Origin of the sequence: Bifidobacterium scaligerum (genome assembly GCF_002802865.1) — a bacterium.
GTDB classification, from domain to species: Bacteria; Actinomycetota; Actinomycetes; order Actinomycetales; family Bifidobacteriaceae; genus Bifidobacterium; species Bifidobacterium scaligerum.
Map to the genome: position 1 here is coordinate 23,150 of NZ_PGLQ01000010.1, position 18,271 is coordinate 41,420.

General features: G+C 60.8%; 13 protein-coding genes. 4 read left to right on the top strand and 9 right to left on the bottom strand.

The window, feature by feature from the left end; genetic code table 11:
• Positions 1-198 precede the first annotated feature (198 nt).
• The 4 genes from CUU80_RS09750 to CUU80_RS09765 form a co-directional block, all read right to left on the bottom strand.
• Positions 199-1,026 (bottom strand): carbohydrate ABC transporter permease, encoded by an 828-nt coding sequence (locus tag CUU80_RS09750; RefSeq protein ID WP_417852218.1) that lies wholly within the window; start codon positions 1,024-1,026, stop codon positions 199-201.
• A 59-nt stretch (positions 1,027-1,085) separates the two neighbouring features.
• On the bottom strand, positions 1,086-2,090 hold the full coding sequence (locus tag CUU80_RS09755) for a carbohydrate ABC transporter permease (RefSeq protein ID WP_240951047.1): 1,005 nt from the start codon (positions 2,088-2,090) through the stop codon (positions 1,086-1,088).
• Positions 2,091-2,101: 11 nt separating this feature from the next.
• Positions 2,102-3,355 (bottom strand): ABC transporter substrate-binding protein, encoded by a 1,254-nt coding sequence (locus tag CUU80_RS09760; RefSeq protein ID WP_100497145.1) that lies wholly within the window; start codon positions 3,353-3,355, stop codon positions 2,102-2,104.
• Between the two features lie 238 nt (positions 3,356-3,593).
• Positions 3,594-4,817, bottom strand: coding sequence for a glycerate kinase family protein (locus CUU80_RS09765; protein ID WP_100497146.1), 1,224 nt, complete (start codon positions 4,815-4,817; stop codon positions 3,594-3,596).
• 214 nt (positions 4,818-5,031) lie between these two features.
• On the opposite strand from CUU80_RS09765, the gene CUU80_RS09770 reads away from it, so the two are divergent.
• Positions 5,032-6,285 carry a CdaR family transcriptional regulator gene (locus CUU80_RS09770; protein ID WP_100497147.1) on the top strand — a complete coding sequence of 418 codons (1,254 nt, stop codon included), beginning with the start codon at positions 5,032-5,034 and terminating at the stop codon, positions 6,283-6,285.
• Positions 6,286-6,450: 165 nt separating this feature from the next.
• Here the strand turns inward: CUU80_RS09770 and CUU80_RS09775 are convergent, their stop codons facing one another.
• Positions 6,451-9,795, bottom strand: a complete 3,345-nt coding sequence (locus CUU80_RS09775) for a tetratricopeptide repeat protein (RefSeq protein WP_100497148.1) — start codon at positions 9,793-9,795, stop codon at positions 6,451-6,453.
• Positions 9,796-10,001: 206 nt separating this feature from the next.
• Here CUU80_RS09775 and CUU80_RS09780 point away from each other — a divergent pair, with 206 nt between their 5' ends.
• The 3 genes from CUU80_RS09780 (at position 10,002) to CUU80_RS09790 (ending at position 11,920) form a co-directional block, all read left to right on the top strand.
• The gene (locus CUU80_RS09780) at positions 10,002-10,931 is read left to right on the top strand and encodes an AraC family transcriptional regulator (protein ID WP_100497149.1); all 930 of its coding nucleotides are present in this window, start codon (positions 10,002-10,004) and stop codon (positions 10,929-10,931) included.
• Between the two features lie 219 nt (positions 10,932-11,150).
• A complete protein-coding gene (locus tag CUU80_RS09785; protein ID WP_100497184.1) occupies positions 11,151-11,420 on the top strand; it encodes a type II toxin-antitoxin system TacA family antitoxin in 270 nt (89 codons plus the stop codon).
• Positions 11,411-11,920 carry a GNAT family N-acetyltransferase gene (locus CUU80_RS09790; RefSeq protein WP_100497150.1) on the top strand — a complete coding sequence of 170 codons (510 nt, stop codon included), beginning with the start codon at positions 11,411-11,413 and terminating at the stop codon, positions 11,918-11,920. Before CUU80_RS09785 ends, CUU80_RS09790 begins: the two co-directional genes overlap by 10 nt.
• A 66-nt stretch (positions 11,921-11,986) precedes the next feature.
• Here the strand turns inward: CUU80_RS09790 and CUU80_RS09795 are convergent, their stop codons facing one another.
• The 4 genes from CUU80_RS09795 to CUU80_RS09810 all read right to left on the bottom strand — a co-directional run bounded on the left by CUU80_RS09795 (position 11,987) and on the right by CUU80_RS09810 (position 18,223).
• Entirely contained in the window at positions 11,987-13,444 is a 1,458-nt protein-coding gene (locus tag CUU80_RS09795) for a Maf family protein (RefSeq protein WP_100497151.1), read from the bottom strand.
• A gap of 257 nt (positions 13,445-13,701) precedes the next feature.
• On the bottom strand, positions 13,702-14,793 hold the full coding sequence (locus CUU80_RS09800; RefSeq protein WP_100497152.1) for a homoserine kinase: 1,092 nt from the start codon (positions 14,791-14,793) through the stop codon (positions 13,702-13,704).
• Between the two features lie 106 nt (positions 14,794-14,899).
• Complete coding sequence (locus CUU80_RS09805; protein ID WP_100497153.1) at positions 14,900-16,216, bottom strand: homoserine dehydrogenase; 1,317 nt, start codon at positions 16,214-16,216, stop codon at positions 14,900-14,902.
• A gap of 402 nt (positions 16,217-16,618) precedes the next feature.
• Positions 16,619-18,223, bottom strand: a complete 1,605-nt coding sequence (locus tag CUU80_RS09810) for a diaminopimelate decarboxylase family protein (protein ID WP_100497154.1) — start codon at positions 18,221-18,223, stop codon at positions 16,619-16,621.
• Between the last annotated feature and the right edge of the window lie 48 nt (positions 18,224-18,271).

Consider the following 18,271-nt stretch of genomic DNA (forward strand, 5'->3'; position numbering starts at 1 on the left):
TGCCGATACCTTCGCTCGGCTATCGCCTCGCTCAGGCTGAGCCTACGAACAGCCCACAGGGCTGTTCGCTTAACGGCGTCGCCTCCGGCCCAGCAATCATGGACTCGCCTACGGCGAGAGATGCCGATACCTTCGCTCGGCTATCGCCTCGCTCAGGCTGAGCCTACGAACAGCCCACAGGGCTGTTCGCTTAACGGCTCAGCCTTTGACCGATCCAGCCACCAGGCCGGCGACGATCCACTTTTGGCAGAAGATGAAGAAGAGGAAGACGGGGATCAGGGCGATGGTGGTGATGGTCATGAACAGCGGCCAATTGGTGCTGAACTGGCCCATGGCGTTGAACACCTGCAGCACCAGCGTCTGCTTCTCGGTCGACGAGATGTAGATGTTCGGGGTCATGAAGTCGTTCCATGTCCACATGGTTTCGAATACCACCACGGTGATCAGAATCGGACGAATCAACGGCAGCACGATCTGCCAGAAGATGCGGAACGGGCCCGCGCCATCCAAACGCGCGGCTTCGAACAGCTCACCGGGAAGACCGCGCATATACTGCACGATCAGGAAGTAGCAGAATGTTGCGCCGCCCAAGTAGAGCACGATCAGACCAAGCAGACTATCCACCAAGCCGAACTGCGCTTCCATCTTGTACTGCGGAATCAGCAGCGTCTGGCCGGGAATCACGAACGAAAGCATGAGGAAGGCACCGATACCGGCCGTAAGCTTGCTGCGCTTCTGCACCATGCCGTACGCGGCGAGCGCACCGATGATCACCATGAAGAACACGCCGACTACAGTCACGATCAGCGTATTGATCGTGGCCTGCACCACCGGCAGGTTCTCCAGCGCGTACGTGTAGTTCTCCAGCGTAAAGTGCGTGGGCAGACCGAACGGATCGGCAGCCATATCACCGGAGTTCTTGAAGGTGTTGATCACCACTACGTACAGCGGCACTGCACAAATCAGGGCGATGGCGATGACCACTACCGAACGGACGGCGGAGCGAATGCGTTCGCGTTGGCTCAAGGATAGTCCGCGGGCGGCAGGTGCGGCATCGGCCGGGGCCGCGGGAATGTGCTGCGTTGTCATGACAGCCTCTTTTCAATCAGCGAGGTGACGATTTGCTGCAGTGCCACGAGAATCACGCAGCACAGGAAGAACATCACGCCGAGCGCGGAACCTACGCCGTAACGGCCGGAGCCGATGCCGGTGACGATGATGGACTGGGTGACGGTGTAGGTGGCGTTGCCCGGGCCGCCGGTGGTGAGGGTGAACGGCAGATCGTAGACCTTGAGGCCGCCGGTCAGCAGCATGAAGATGGAGACGCCCATCGCGGGCACCATCTGCGGCAACGTGATGTGTACGAACTGCTGGCCGCGGGAGGCGCCATCCACTGAAGCCTGTTCGTAGAGGTCGGCCGGAATGGCTTGCAGGTACGCCAGATACAGGGTGGCGTGCCAGCCGACCTGCGCCCATACGGCGATGAAAATCACGCAGAACTTGGCGAGCGCCGGGTTGGAGAGCCACGGTACCGGGCTCACACCGAACTTGCCGAGGAAAGTGTTGACGGCTCCGGTGCCGAGCGGCGAGAAGATATACTGCCACACCAGGCCGAGCACTGCCATCGAAGGTACGGAGAAGAAGAAGAACAGGGAGCGTGCGAAGTTGCGTCCGAAGAACTTCCGGTTGAGGGTCACGGCCAGCGGCAACGCGATGGCGGTGATCAGTACGGTGGTGGCCACGGTGTAGAGCAGGGTGAAGCCGAGGCCGGCAAGCAGGGTCTGGTCTTGGAAGATCGCCTGATAGTTGGCGATTCCTACGAACTTGGCGTTGGCGAAATCGTAGCCGTCGTAGTCGGTGAGGCTGAAGACGATGCTCTGGAGGAATGGAATCAGTACGATGATGATGTACACCGCGAGCAGTGGCAGCAGGAATCGCACGGAGGTGAGGTTCTCCATGAGATTGCGACGTTTGCGATCGCGGGTGTGGGAAGCTTCAAAGTCCTGGACTGAGCCGGCAATGGCTCGGGCGGGGGCCGCGCCCGCCTCGGGAAGGGCGGACGCGGTGACTATTGCGGTTGCCTGTGACATGTCATTCACCTTCAGGACAGCGTCTTGAGCTTGGTATCCAGGTTGGCGGTGGCCTGAGCCGGGGTGATGGAGCCGAGCGCCACCTGCTGCAGCTGGGCGAAGGTTTCGGCGCGCAGGGCGCTGCGGCCGCTGGCGGGCCAGCCGAGCGTGTTCAGATACACGTTGCCGGTCTTCAGGTAGAGGTCGTACGGCTCTTTGAAGGTCTCATCGATGTCCGGCGTGTAGTTCTTGGTGGACGGGATCAGACCCATGTTGTCTTGGATGAGCTTCAGGCCTTCTTCAGAGGAGAGGAAGTCGAGGAAGGATTCGGCGGCCTTGAGCTTGGCTCCATCGATCTTGGCGTTGATGGCGTAGCCGGAATCAGCGGCACCGGGGGCGTAAGGCGTGTCTCCCTTATGCAGCATCGGCATCCGGCCGAAGGCGAAGTTGATGCCGGCGTCCTTGAACGTGTTCACATCCCAGTATCCGGACGGCATAACGGCCAGGCGGCCGGCCGCGAATTCGGAGCGGACCTGATCGTCCGCGAGACCGGTGACTTCGGAGCCCATCACGCCGGCGTCGAACAGCTTGGCCCATTCCTTGTAGTACTTGGTGTAGCTCTTGGCGAAGGTGGAGCTGCCGTCGCCGATCTGCTGATCGATGCTCTTGGATTGCTTGGAGGAATCGTAGCCGATCCAGCCTTCCACCAGAGCGCCAAGACCCGCCTTGGGCTCCAGATACGGCTTCTCGACGCCCGCATCCTTCAGTGCCTTCAACATGTCGATGAACTCATCCCAGGTTTCGGGAATGGAATCGTAACCTGCCTTGGCAAGCAGGTCCTTGTTGTAGGCGTAGGCGTTGGTCCATGCGGTAATGGACATGGCGTACACCTTGCCGTCCACGCTGGCTTGGGCCTTGTTCGTGTCGCCGATGCGGTCCATGAACGATTCGTTGGTCAGGTCCTTGGCCACGCCGTTCTTGACCAGGTCGCTCAACTGCTCAGGAGGCGCCACATATACGTCGGCAAGCTGGCCGCCGGAGATGCGGGTCTGCAAGGTCTGCTGGTAGCCGGCCTGGGCGCCGTTGGTGGTGCTGAACTTGACTTTGATGTCCGGATTCTTCTTTTCGAACGCGTCGATCACCGGCTGGTAGACGTCCTGCGTATTGTTCGCGAAGAACGAGAGCTCCGTTTTACCGGATGCGCTGCCTGATCCGCAGCCTGCGAGGGAGGCGATCATGGCGATCGCGGCACCGGCGCCGACGATGATCTGCCAAGTTTTCTTCATGATGGTTCCTTTCATCAGGGCATGCTTGCGCCAAGCCTGCTGGTTGGGGGATTGGACGCATATCACGCCAAAGGTGTATTCCAAAGCGACTGCCGAACTGCTTCGTTCTGGTTGCTGCTTTGCTGTTATTGATTTCATACTATTGCGCTATTTGCTTGATTTACCGGCATAAATTGCGCGCCAGTATGAAATTATTGCTATTGGTTATGGGTGATTGCTGGGCATAGCGCCGCCGACTTCACCGCTGGCTCAGCGCAATCAGCCGGGCAACATTTTCGGCCGCGCGCGCAAGGTTTCGCGGTCCATCGGCAAGCGCCTGCGCCAACGTGGTCGCTCCCGGAGCAATGCCGAATATCGCATCGATGCCGAGATCGTAGAGTGGGCTGATGCCGCTGCCCACATATCCGGCTAGGGCGATGACGCCGATATGTGGATTGCCCTGGCGCACGGTCTGCGCCACACCCATCGGCGTTTTGCCGTATTGGGTTTGCGCATCGATGCCGCCTTCACCGGTGATGCAGTAATCGGCGTGGGCGGCCCGGCTTGCCAAATGCACGGTTTGCGCCACGATTTCGACGCCGGATTGCATGCGCGCGTTGGTGAAGGCCAGCAATCCCGCGCCAAGACCACCGGCCGCGCCTGCGCCCGGAATGCGGGCCACGTCGCAACCGAGTTGATCCTTGATCAACGCGGCGTAATGGACAAGGGCCTTGTCCAACTGACCGACCATCGCCGGCGTGGCACCTTTTTGCGGACCGAACACGGCGGACGCGCCGTGCGGACCGGTCAGCGGGTTATCCACATCGGAGGCGATGAGGATTTCCGTGGTCTTCAGTCGTGGGTCAAGACCGGCGGTATCGATAGTGCTCAGTTTGCTGAGAGCACCTCCCCCACGCTTGATGGCGGTGCCCTGGTCATCCAGGAATCGGACGCCCAACGCTTCGGCCATGCCGGCCCCGCCATCGTTGGTGGCCGAACCACCGATGCCGATGATGATGCGCTCGGCACCATCATCGAGGGCCGCGCGAATGAGCTGCCCAGTTCCGTAAGTGGTGGCGGCGAGCGGATTTTCCGTTGCCTCGTCCACGAAACCAATGCCCGAGGCGGCGGCCATTTCGATGACGGCGGTGAGACCCGCCTCAGCCTTGTCGGCAGCGGTGGGCACGGAACCGTCGTCGCGACCGCCTTGTTCAGCTTGTCCGGCGTTATTGACGCCCGCACCCAGCAATCCGTAGGTTGCGAGCACTGGCCGTTGCAGCGGGTCGAGCACGGTGGCCTGGCGCAGGGTGCCACCGGTGGCATCCACCAGCGCTTGCACCGTGCCTTCGCCGCCGTCCGCCATCGGCACCATGTCGTATTCGGCATCGGGGAACACCACGGCAAGCCCGGAGCGGATGGCTTCGGCCGCCTCGCGTGCGGTCATACAGTTTTTGAACGAATCAGGGGCGATGATGAACTTCACTTGGGCACCTCCCGCACCGCGCGTTCCTTGATTGCCGTATGCCCATCGTTGTTGTGGACGGTACTAGTATCACCGACAACCCATGGTATGTACAACTATCTTGAGGCCATAAAAACCAAGCAATTCACGGATTTACATGGTACAGGTACCATATATGGGAGGGTTCACGTAGCCACAACAGCCAAGGCGAACGAGCCAAGCAAAGGAGCCGAAGATGGACATCGACCCACGCATCGCCTCCACTATCGTGGAGAACATCAAAGGCGCGTTAAGCCATGACATCAACTTCTTCGACACCAACGGCCATATCATCGCCAGTACCGACCCCACCCGCGTGGATACCGATCATGAGGCCGCGCGTCTGGCCGCCCGTACCAAGCAAAGCGTGGCGGTGGATGCCGAGCACCAGTTCGCCGGCGCACGCGACGGCATCAACGTGCCGGTGATGCAAGGCGACGCGGTGATCGCCGTGATCGGCATCACCGGCGAGCGCGCCGAAGTGGAGCCGTTCGGCAACGTCATCAAGAAAATGACCGAGATCTTGGTGCGCGAAAACATGGAGCAGGTCTCCCGGTTCGACAGACGCATGATGGCCGCGAACCTGACGAATCTACTCATCGCGCCGCAGCCGGATACCGGGCTGATTGACTACTTGACGGATACGCTGAACGTGGATCTCACCGTGCCACGCGTGGTGGCGGTAGGGCGACTGCATGTGCCGCAGGAGCTACGCAATACAACCGTACAGCGCGTCGGCAGCGTGCCGGCCAGCACATCGCAAGACAGCACCTATGATATGGCCGATCGCCTTATGGCAGATCAGCCGCACAGTCTGTATTCGATGTACGGCGGCGAATTTCGTGTGATTCTCGCCGCAAACAGCAACGTCGTCGACGGCACTACCGCACATTGGGAAGTACTTGACCGTATTTCGCAAGCGGTGTCCCAATCCACCGGGTATCCGTTGGTGTTCGGCGTCAGCGAGCCGGTATGCGCTATTGCCGACTATCGAGAAGCGTATCTGCAAGCGCGCAGCGCCGAATTATGGCTGGCGTTCCTGCATCAGCAACGCAATATTGCGGCCGACGCCGAGGCCGCAGCTTCAATCACCCCTGAAATCAACACCGATTACCCACGTACGCTGGATTACGACGATTCCGCACTGGGTATGGCGTTGTGTGCGATCAAAGACACTACCGCCGAACGGTTCTCGAATCGGATTTTGAGCGGCCTCACCGAGGAGGAGAAGGACGAGGCGGCCGTGCTGTTCGACGCATACACGCGGCACAACGGCAGCATCGGACGCACAGCCGAGGAACTGTTTCTCCATAAGAACACCGTGCAGAATCGACTGAACAAGATCGCCCGCACAACCGGCTACAATCCGCGCGATCTGAGCGATTACACGCTGCTGGCGTTGGCGTTCGCGTTGAGGCGGCTGCTGAAGTTCTGGTGGACCACGCCGTGATTTCATGGAGCCGCTCCCCTCAGTCAACTTCGCTGCCAGCTCCCCTCAGAGAGGGGAGCCAGAGGGAGTGGCCACTGGCAAGACTCATGGCAAGACTCATTGCATAAGAAAGCGCCGGCTCCCCTCGGCGGAAAGGAAGCCGGCGCTCGCTCAGTAGGCAGGAAATTACAGGATGTGGCGGTTCATCACCTCATCGGTGAACAGGTTGGCCTGGATGTGGCTGGGGTCTGCGGTCAGAGCTTCGGTGAGGAAGCGTTCGGCCTCCTCGCGCTCGCCGCGGCCGATGTTCGCGAGCCCCATCAGGTATTCGCAGTGCACGCGGTTCATCTTCGTGTAGTCGTTTTCGAAGATGAGGAAGTCCGGCAGCGAGACGGCGAAGTAGTCGATCTTGACCTGATCGTCGAGGTGCTGCTCACCGTAGTCCAGCAGACGGTAGAAGCGGGCGTTGGCCGGGCCTTCCTCGCCGAGCGCCTTGTGGGCGAGACCCTGGAAGAGGATCATTTCGGCGGGCTGGTCGTTGTAGTACATCGCGCCCTTCACCTCGTCGGGGCCGATGGTGGCCTGACGGAATTCGGCGCGGGCCGCCTCCTCATCGCCCAGATGGCGTTCCGCCACACCGAGGTAGTAGTGGATGTCGTTGTCCTTCTGGCCTTCGAGCTTGCCTTCGCCCAGATTCTCGGGGTATGCGAGCGTTTTGACCAGCAGTTCCTTGGCCTTGGCCCAGTCGCCGGCCGCCATCGCATCCTTGGCGAGCAGGGTCAGTGCGATGCGGTACTGGCCGGTGATCTTGCCTTCGCCGCCCTCCCACGGGTGGAAGCGACGCTGACTCATCAGTTCGTAGGCCTTGGCGTAGTTGCCGGTCAGGTTGAGCACGGTCAGGTATTCGATGAACAGGTCGTCACGCTTGGCCACCACGTCGAGATGCTTTTCGAACTCGGTGAGGCGCTGGGCGTAGGTCCAGCCGATCTTGCGGTACAGCTGATCGGTTTCGAGGAACACACGGGCGTCGGTTTCGTCGAGCGCGTAGGCCTGTTCGATTTCGACCTTGGCAGCCGCCGCATCACCGCGCTTGTTGTAGTAGGCGAGCGCCAGATTGCGGTGCACGGTCGGGAATTCAGGGTCAAGGTCTCGCGACTGCTCCCACAGTGCGATGGCCTTGTCGGCCTGCACCTTGTCGTAGTAAAGGCAGCCGAGGTAGTACGGGGCCTTGGCACCGTTCACCACTGCGATGGCCTTCTCCAGCGGCGCGATATCCTCCAGCTTGTTCGGGAAGCAGTAGTCGCTTGGCGCGGCCTCGGCAGCCTCGAACGCGGCCTTGGCCCCAAGGTCGCGGCCCAGTTCGGCCAGATAGTAGCCTTCGTAATACTTGACCATCGGCTTCGACTGATCGGCTTCGGCAAGCAAGGCCAGCGCTTCCTCGTAGGCACCGAACAGCGCATAGTCGCGGGCGGCCTGCAGGTAGTTCTCGAAGAAGCCGCGCATCAGACGCTGCAGTTCGGCCGGCTCTCCCCCGGCGAGCACGCGCTCGTATCCGGAGACGAAGTCGAACTCATCGATGGCGAGGTTTTCGGCGAGAGCCGTCGCGGCCTCGTCCGTGCGCCCGAGCTTGCGCAGCACGTACGCCTTCAAGCCGCGGGCTTTGATGTTCATGGTGTTGCGGGTCAGCGCGTTGTTCACATATTCCAGCGCGTCCACGAAATCGCCTCGGCGGGCGGCGATGGCGGCCATGTAGAAGAAGGCACGCTCCTTCTGCGTATCGTCCCAGGTTGCCTTGAAGAAGGCATCGAACGCCTCGTCATACTTGCCCTGCAGGAACAGGACTAGGCCGAGGTTGTAGTGCGGCTCGGAATCGTATGGCTGGGTGTTGTGCTTGGTCAAGCGCTTGATTGCCGTACGGAAGTGGGCTTCGGCGCAATCGAACACACCGCGGCGCAGCTGCAGACGGCCGTACGCGTTGTTGATGCGGGCGTCTTGCGGGTCACGCTTCAGGCCTTCGAGGTAGTACGGGTCAGGCAGGTAGGTGGCGTGACGGTACTGCTCCAAGTGCAGGCCGGCGAGCAGCAGCTCCTCGTTGGTGGCGATCTTCGCCGGTTCGTCGGCAGCCTTGGCCGGCTCTGGCAGTTTGTCGATCTTCTTTGGTTGCGGGGTGTAGTCGATGAGCACCGCGCCGTTGGCGTCCGCTACGGTGGCGGTGATCTCGGTGGCTGGAACTTCGCCGGTTTCGAATTCGGCGCGAACGGTGTCGTTCGGGCTGATGGTGCCGGTGTAGGAGTAGAGCGTCTCGCCGCTCTTGGTGGTCACGGTGACGGTGGCGTTCTCGTACACGCTGGTGGCGTACACGGTGACGCGGCCCTGTCCGGCCTTCAAGCCCTGAGCTTCGATGCCTTCGGTCTCGCCGGCCGAGCCGAACGTGTCTTCCGGGCCGATCTCCAGGTTCACGGCGGCGTTGATGGACGCGTTCTTGACCTGGCCCACAGCCTTGTACGGCATGAAGTACTGGGTGAAGGTCTTGCCTTCGTAGGGCTTGAGCCACGTGAAGTCGGGCTGATTGTCGGTGAAGACGCCGGTCATCAGCTCCACGTACGGGCCGTTGGCGTCGGTCAGGTTGCGATCCCAGGCGCGGCCGAAGTCGCCGTTGCCCCAAGTCCACTGCTTCTTGCCGGGGCTCACGTGGTGGTCGGCCACGTGCAGGATGCCTGCGCCGACGCCGAAATCGTAGCCGCCGACGAAGTTGTAGTCGGAGTGGGCGGCCATGTAGCTGGTCGGCACCGGCACGTTCTTGTAGCGGCCGATATCCACGCCGCGCGAGTAGTCATGCTTGTAGTAGGTGCCGGTGGCGATCGGGTAACGGGAGACGTCACGCTTGCCGTGGTCCATGACTGCGGTCACATCCGGCGGCATCACGGTTTTGGTGTGCTCGTTGACCGGTACGGCCGGGTTCGCCCACCATAGGAAGGTCTGCGGCAGTGCAGTGCCGTTATACAACTGCGCGGTGATCTCGATGTAGGCCTTCCCGGGATGCAGGGCGATGGTGGTGACCACCTGAGTGCCGTACATCTGATCGGTGTCGTGGCAGAGCACCGCCTTACCGCCGTCCGGAAGGTCCTTGATGTCGTAATCCACCGGCGAGTAGGTGGTCGGGCGGTGATGTTGCGGCCAGTTGAACTCGATGCCGCCGGAGATCCACGGGCCGGTCAGGCCCACAAGCGCCGGCTTGATGACGTCGTTGCGGTAGACGAAGTCGTAATTGTTGGTCTTGTCTTTGGCGTACTGGATGCGTCCGCCGAGTTCGGGCAGCACAGTGATTTCGAGGTATTCATTCTCGATGATGACGGCTTTGTAGGCTTTGTCATGCTTTTCGTCGCTGATGGTTTCAATCACCGGGTATGGGTAGACGCGGCCCGAGCTGCCTTGGTAGACGCGCTTTTCGATGAACTGCGGGTTCTTGTCCGCCGCTCCGATCCCGTAGGTCGGGATGGTGATGACTGTGTCCTGAATGGTAACGGCCATGATTGCTCCACTTCGTTGTAGTGTTTTACCGTTGTTGCGTTCTTCTTGGTTCTTGCGAACCACAATCTTTTGATTGATTGCCTTTAGTCTATGGCCGAAAATATCGTTGACATCTAGAGTAATTGTTCTTCAATATGAAATAATTGCTATTCGATGACTGCTGTTGCCAGCAGCGGATCGACACAGCCCGACGCAAGGAGGCGGCGATGAAGCCGGCGGAACATGGCATAACCAATGAAGGTTCGGAATTCTATATCTACACGCCCAGCAAAACGGCGCTGCGCACATTCCTGCATCCGCTGCGCGCAGGGTTCTTCCATTACGAGGCCGGATATCGGCAGGAGCGCAGCTCGTTCGACAGCTTCCTGATCATGGCGATCCGCTCCGGCTCGTTCGACGTGGTGTCGAAGTTCGGCGAAAGCGCACAGCACGCCTCCGCCGGCGACTTCGTGCTGGTCGACTGCTATGCCCATCATTCCTACAGCACTGCCGAAGACAGTGACGTGCTGTGGCTGCACTTCGACGGCCCCACCGCGCGCGCCTATTACGAACTGATTCACGAACGACTCGGCTCGGTGTTCTCGCTGCGCGAGCCGGGATACGCAATCACCCAGTTGACGAAAATCTACGAAACGTTCCATATGGCCGCGCGTATTTCGGAACCGTTGATGGCCAAATACATCACGGATGTGCTTACCGAATTTGCGCTGGGAGCGGACGACGCGGCGTCGGCTCCGGCGGGCGACGGTGGCTCGGGCTCGGCAGCCTCGGCCCTTGGCGGAGCCTGCGGACTTGCCGCCCGTCGAGGACCGCATGCCATCGAAAGTGTGCTGGCGTATATCGCCAACCATTTGAACGAGCCGCTGACCGTGGGCGAGCTGGCCGGACTGGTGTACATGAGCGAATACCATTTCATTCGCGTTTTCAAAAAGGAGACCGGCTACACGCCGTACGCCTACGTGCTGGACGCCCGCATGCATGCGGCGAAATATCGTCTGATCAATTCGGACATCTCCTTACGCCAGCTGTGCGAGGAGTGCGGCTTCACCGACACCAGCTCGTTCTGCGCCGCATTCAAGCGCAAAACCGGCCTGACCCCCATGGAATTCCGCAAACACAGCGAGATTCGGCAGTAGTAGCCGCGGCGAAAACCGCTCACTGTGGATAACTTCGGAAGCTAGAACCACATAGGTCGGTTTGGCTGGACGTGTGAACTACCCGCACAGTATGTTCATGAGACCGGAACACTACACGCCTACGAATCGAACAGACCAAGCAAAGGAGCTCACATGTCTACCACAACCAGTATCTCCCATATACCAATTACGTCCGTACAAAAGCCGTACAATAGGAGTATGACTACGGACAACAACAAGAACAGCCGTTTTGAGATGAGACTCACCCAAGAACAACGTTCCAGAATCGATCAAGCAGCCGAATCCAAAGGCATGACTTCGTCGCAGTGGGCATTATCGAATCTGCTCGCCGCTGCGGATCGAGACATCCATGAAGCCCACGTCATTCGGCTCAACAGTCAAGCGTGGGATGATTTCACCGCCGCTTTGGATGAGCCTATGGGCCCACGTCTGACTGAATTGTTGGAGCGTGATCCCATATGGACGTGACCAAGTTCACCGAACCTCGACGTCTGACCGCGAACGATGATGTTTCCGGTTTCGACTGCGGCCTGCCATTGGTCAACGATTGGCTAGCGAAACATGCCTCTATGGCAGGGAGACAAGGCACTGCCGTAGCCTATGCCACCTTCACTAAGGACGGTAATGATGCCAGTATGCTGGCTGGTTTCTACACACTGAGCGCATACAGCATTGAGCATTCGGAAGCTCCCGGATGGCTGAGGCGAAATAGTCCGAATCCCATTCCAGTAATCTTGCTGGGCATGATGGGCGTAGACATCAGATTTCAGACCATGCACGTCGGCAGTCAGCTGCTCCGAGATGCAGTACTTCGTTCTCTCAATGCCGCCGCAATCATTGGAGCGCGAGCACTGCTTGTCGAGCCGGCCACCGACCAAGCGGTTGCGTTTTACGAACGGTATGACTTTCGGCACATACCCCAGTCGTCTAGAATGTTCACCCCACTCAATATCCGTAATCACCATTGATTAATGACCAGCAACCACTATCCGGTGCCGGTCATTATCAGAATCACATTCAGGCACCACGCTTCATTATTGCGCGGCAGCCAACTCATCGAGGCGGGCGGCGAAGCGGGGCCAGTCGGTTTTCATGGCGGTCAACAGCTTGCGATTCGGTACGTCGTTGATCGGCACCCAGCAGATCTCCTTGCTTTCGTCGTCGTTGGCCTTAGGGTCAACATGATGGCCGGGCTTTTCGAATGCGAACACGGTGGTGTACGCCCAGTTGCCATGGTCCTCACGGTAGGAACCGACTACTTCGATATCCTCAGGCGTGATATTCGCCTCTTCGTAGCTTTCGCGCAGCGCACCCTCAATCGGCGATTCACCATCCGCCGTGGCACCACCGGGGATGCCCCAGGTGCCGCCTTCGGCGCTCCATGCCGCACGATGCTGCATCACCACATGCGTCACCTTGCCGGTGGCCGGATCGCGGCGTGCCAGCAGGATGCCGGACGCACCGTTGGTGCCCCAGTGCTTGCGTCCGCAAGCGCAGTCCACCCAACCGTCGCCGGGCTGATGCACATTCTCCACCGGCGGCAGGTTGTCCTTGCCTGCTGCCGGAATGCCGGCCGCATCCGCCGCCTCGGGTGCGTTTTCACCGCGCTGAACGTTCCACAGATCAGTCCAATCCACGCCGAGCTCACGGGTTAACTTGCGCAGCAGCGGCAGACTGATGCCGATGATGCCATGCGGGTCACCCTCGATGCCGTCGATGAACGCGCCGCCAAAGCCTTCCAGCGTAAACGATCCTGCCACTTCCAGCGGCTCTCCGGTGGCGATGTACCGCTCGATATCCTTGTCCGTGAAGTCGCCGAAGTGCACGGTGGCATGGCTTGCCCCGCGCGCCACGCGACCGGTGGCGAAGTCGATGACGCAGTGGCCGGTCCACAGTTCGCCGCTGGCCCCGCGCATCCTGCGCAGACGTTCGCGCGCGACCTCGACGCTGTGCGGCTTGCCGTAGCATTCGCCGTCCAGGAGGAACATCGAATCGCAGCCAATAATAAGCGGGCCGACCGTGGCGCGCGTGAGTCCCGGCTGCATGGCGATGATGTTGGAGATAGGTTCGGTGACGGTCGGCATGTCCACGCCGGAAAAGTCGCGGGTAGTAGCGATACGGTCGGAGGAATAATCAATGGACTGCGATTCGGCGGCCGACGCTTCCGTATCGGCAGCGGCCTCGGCATCCTCGGTCTGGACCTCGGCGGCGCGCAATGGATACGCAATCACACGATTGCCGGTTGCGGCAGCTGCTGTATCGGCCACATTACGGTACGCGCGGTGCACGGCCTGGGCCTTGGCCTCGGCCAGAATCATCACCCGCTGATCGACGGTCAGGTCATCCACCGTCACACCGGCTTCGCGGGCGGCGGCTTCCAGCGCGGCCGGCTCGTCCACATGTGAGACGCGAATCGTGGGGCAGATGCCGGCCGCGTACAGCACATCACGGCGCGGCTTGGACTTGGACGCAAGGATCAGCGGAATGGACATGGCTTCCCTCCTGTTTAGGTTCGCTCCCTTGCATTGTATGGATTGGCACGGGCATTGGCGAATACGTGCAGCAACCACCAACACAAACGGCGTCAAGTACACAGCCCGACCACGGTCCCGCGTACATAGTGAGGATTCCCATACTAAAACAGACACTATGTATGCGGCTGCTTCGCTCAGTCGCATACATAGTGTCTGTTTCGTGGTTTTCAGCAGTAGGAGGCCGATAGGAGTCACACCGATCGAACTCCCCTCCCCTACCGCCGTTCGATTTCGACGCCCTTGGTGTTGATGGGCAGGTGTAGCACCCGCCAGTGGCCGGATGCCAGCTGGGTGGCGGCCACCTGGTCGATGGTCTCGCGCGCATTGCCGTAGTGCAGCACAAGCACGCATGGGCCAGCGCCGGAGACGGCGGCAGCGTAGCCCTTGGCGCGGAACAGCTCGATCAGTTCGGCGGACGGCGGCATGAGCGGCGCGCGGTACGGCTGGTGCAGTTTGTCCTGCGTGGCGGTGAAGAGGAGCGCATTGGCCTGTGCGGCCGCCGTGGCAAACGCGGCGGGAGTCACCTGCGCGGCACCAGCTGAACCTGCGGCGCTCTCGCTCAACGCATCAGTGCCTCCCTGAGCCTCGGCCTGTGCAAGCACCACCGGATTCATGGCCGCGGGCAACAGACCCACGCGGGAGACGTTGTACACGGCATCCTTGTACGGCAATTCCTTCGGCAACGCGCGACGGGCCTTCTCGGTGGACAGCTCGTAGTCCGGCACGAACACGGCCGCAGTGATAGCCGGATCGACCGGATAGTTGACGGTATGGAAACCGCCGTGCAGCGGTTCGCCGCCGGGGATGGCCACCGAGCCGACGCCTTCGGCCGTAGCGAAGTCCCAGGAGACGGTCAGGCCGCCGAACACAGCCGGGGCCACGTTGTCCGGATGGCCTTCGATCTGCGCGGCCATGTCGAAGATGGCCGGACGGTTGAGATCGCCGGGCTGGGCGAAGGCCGCCGCCGCCGCGATGCCGGCCACGATGGCCTCGGCGGAGGAGCCCATGCCGCGGGCCTGCGGAATGTTGTTCGTGGCGTCCAGTGTGAAACCGAGTCGTCCCAAACCAAACGTGGCGCAGGCGCGGCGGAAGGTGGAAACCACCAAATGGGTTTCGTCGCGCGGCAACGTATCCTCACCCTCACCGTGGATGAACACGTGGGCCACACCATCCGTGGGATCGGCGTTCAACGTGAACGTGAGCTCGTCATGGTAGTCAAGCGCCAAGCCCACGGTGTCGAAGCCGGAACCCAAATTGGCGGATGTGGCGGGCACGCGCACGCGCACCTGTGAACAGATTGGATTCATGTAAGTCTCTCCTTCAAATGGGCTCCGGCCAGTCGCACAGCACAAATTGAATCGCACTATGTGCGATTGCTATCGCTGTTCGCTGCTACTGAAAGCCACCGGGCTTTCAGTCCAGCACGCGCAGGATGGACGGTTCGCCGGTCACAAAGTCGAGCTGCTGCACGGCTTCCACGGTCTGACGCAAGGTCACTTCATCGGTCAGGTGGGTGACAAGACGCAGCTGCTGGATTTCGCCGTCGTAACCGGGATCGGTCATCGTGGGCTTCAAATCCTGGTTCACACCGTTGATGGACACGCCGTTCTTGGCGAACTCGGCGGCGATGGCAGCCAGCACGCCCGGCTTGTCGTGAATCAGGAATCGCACGGCAAAGGCGGCGCGAGAAGCCTCGATCGGGGCCTTCTTCAGGTTCTTGTACAGCGGGATGGACGGGCCCGTGCAGCCGGCGGCGATATGACGGGCCTCGGTGACCACGTCGCCCACCACGGCGGAGGCGGTCGGAGCGCCGCCGGCGCCACGGCCGTAGAACATGAGGTCGTCGGCCGCCTCGGCCTTGACGAACACGGCGTTGAACGAGCCGTGCACGGAAGCCAGCGGATGCGATTCCGGAATCAGCGCCGGGTAAACGCGGGCGGAGACGCCGGCCTCGCTGTTCTCGACCACGGCGAGCAGTTTGATGACCTTGCCCTCGGCGGTAGCGGCGGCGATATCGTCGGCGGTGATCTTGGTGATGCCTTCGACGGACACGTCGTCAATGGTCACGGAGGTGTGGAAACCGAGCGTGGCCATGATGGCGGCCTTGTTGGCGGCGTCGTAGCCTTCGATGTCACCGGTCGGGTCGGCTTCGGCGTAGCCCTTGGCCTGAGCGTCCTTCAACACGTCGTCGAACTGGAGGCCCTTGGTGGTCATTTCGTCGAGAATATAGTTGGTGGTGCCGTTGACGATGCCCAGCATGCTGGTCACCTTGTCGCCCACGAGGGACTCACGCAGCGGACGCAGGAACGGGATCGCACCGCCTACGGCGGCTTCGAAGTAGATGTCAACGCCCTTGGCTTCGGCGGCGGCGTAGATTTCCGGGCCGTACTTGGCCAGCAGCGCCTTATTCGCGGTGACCACGGAAGCGCCGGATTCGATGGCGGCGAGCACGAACTTGCGGGCCACGGTGGTGCCGCCGATCAGCTCGATCACGATATCCGAGTTGGTGGCCACGCTCATCGTGTCGGTGGTGACGATGGACTGGTCGATCCACGGGAACTTCTCGGTTTCCTTCGGATCGAGGCAAGCCACACCGGTCAGTTCGATCGGGCGGCCGATACGAGCGGAAAGCTCGTCCTTCTGCTCGACGATCAGGCGGGCGGTCTGAGAACCGACCGTGCCGGCACCCAACAGACCTACGCGAATCGGGGTTTCGTTCAGTTCTGCCACTGCAAATCCTTCCAAAAAGCTGTACTATCCACGGCTATTGTACGGATGGATTCCTACAGCGTTCCAAACGTGCCCGGAAAATTGCGGATTTCGTAGTATTCCGACCTCAAAGCACCCATTCCAATGGGTATCTCGTTTACAAGGGGCCGATTCCCGCTTTTCAGGAGACCTATCTGCCTTACAAGGGGCACCGAATATGAAATATCCCGAGTACATTCGCCGCCATTGCAACGTTTATACTCGGGATTTCGCGTTTTAGGAGCCCCTTGTAAAGCAGATAGGTCTCCGGAAAAGGCTTTAACCGCCCCTTGTAAACGAGATATGCCGATATGTCTCACACACACCGAGATATATCTCGTTTACGAAGTTGCGGGGGCGGGAGGCAAACTACCGCCGCTCAAATCACTCGCTCACGTCGAGGGCGAGCAAGTCGTCGATGGTCTGGCGGCGCAACATCACGTGCGCGCCGCCTTCGCTCACAGCCACAACGGCCGGGATCAGCGCTTGATTGTAGTTGGAGGCCATCGTGCGGCCATACGCACCAGTGACCGGTACGGCCAGGATATCGCCGCGGCGAAGATCGGCGGGAAGCCGCACCTCATGCACCACGATATCTCCGGATTCGCAGTGCATGCCGCATACGCGAGCCAACATCGTTTCGTCGGAGCCCTTGCGATTCGCCAAGCGCGCGGTGTAGTCGGCGCCATACAGGGCCGGTCGGATGTTGTCGGACATGCCGCCGTCCACGGACACATACACGCGTTCGCTGATCGGGTTGCCGGCGGAATCCTTGGGCGCATGATCGCCTTCACCGCTCAGATGCACATGCTTGATGGTGCCCACACGGTACAGCGTCACGCCGGCCGGAGCCACAATATAGCGGCCCGGCTCGAAGCTGATGGCGGGTGCCGGCATGCCAAGTGCGCGGTTGGTGGCAGCCACGGCCTCGGCCAGACGGGTGAGCTCCACGTCGATGTCCATCGAGTCCTCGCCGTCCGTGTAGGCCACGGAGTAGCCGCCGCCAAGGTCGATTTCCGGCAGCGTGAATGCGTCCGTGGCATACAGGGTCTTGCGCAGCAGCATCATGCGCTTGGCAGCCTGAATGAAGGCGTCCGCGTCGTGGATGTTGGAGCCAATGTGCGAGTGCGCGCCGACCAGTTCAAGTACGTCCTGGTTGGCCAGAATGGTCTTCAACACGGCGATGGACGGGCCGTCGGCAATGGCCGTCATAGCTTGGGCCAATGCCTTGTCCTTGTCGGAAACCTCTTCGTGAGAGAGGTCGTACGGGTATTTGACGTCGTATTGCAGCTTGCGTTCGCGATGCTCAGCCGGAGCCGTAGGGTCGACGACCGGGGCGATGCGCGCATTGGTGGCTGCCGGCGTCACGTCGGCGAGGTTGTTCAGTACCGTATCCAGCACCGAAGCATCCGCTCCAGCCGACAGCAGCGGCACGCCGAACTTCTGGTCCTCGTGCGCGGTGGAGATGTACTCATGGCCGCCCGCATGGACGCCCACGGTAACGCGCAGCATCACACGGGCGCGCTTGCCGAGCTTACGGGCGATGGCGGCGATGCGCTCCGGCTCATTCGGCTCGTCCACCACGATTTTGGCGAAACCTTGTTCGATGGCGAGCGCGATTTCCTCGTCGGACTTGTTGTTGCCGTGCAGCACCAGACGGCGCCCGGGCACGCCTGCCGCGAGGGCGATCTTCATCTCGCCCATCGTGCAGGTGTCCACCAGCATGCCTGCGGCGGTCACCAAACGCACGATTTCCTTGGAAAGGAACGCCTTGCCGGCGAAGCTCACATGCGTGGTGGAGTTGTTGAATGCGTTGGCTGCGGCGCGCACGAAATGATGCGCGCGCTCGTTCACCTCATCGGCGTCGATGAGGTACAGCGGTGAGCCGAATTCATCCAACAGCGATTCAGCGGTACGGCCATGGAACGTAATGGCACCGGTTGCCGGGTCGATGGCAGTCGCAGCCGGCCAAATTGGAGTAATAGGCATAATTCATCACATCTTTTCAGGACGGACAGTCCAGCTGAGCCGTCAAAC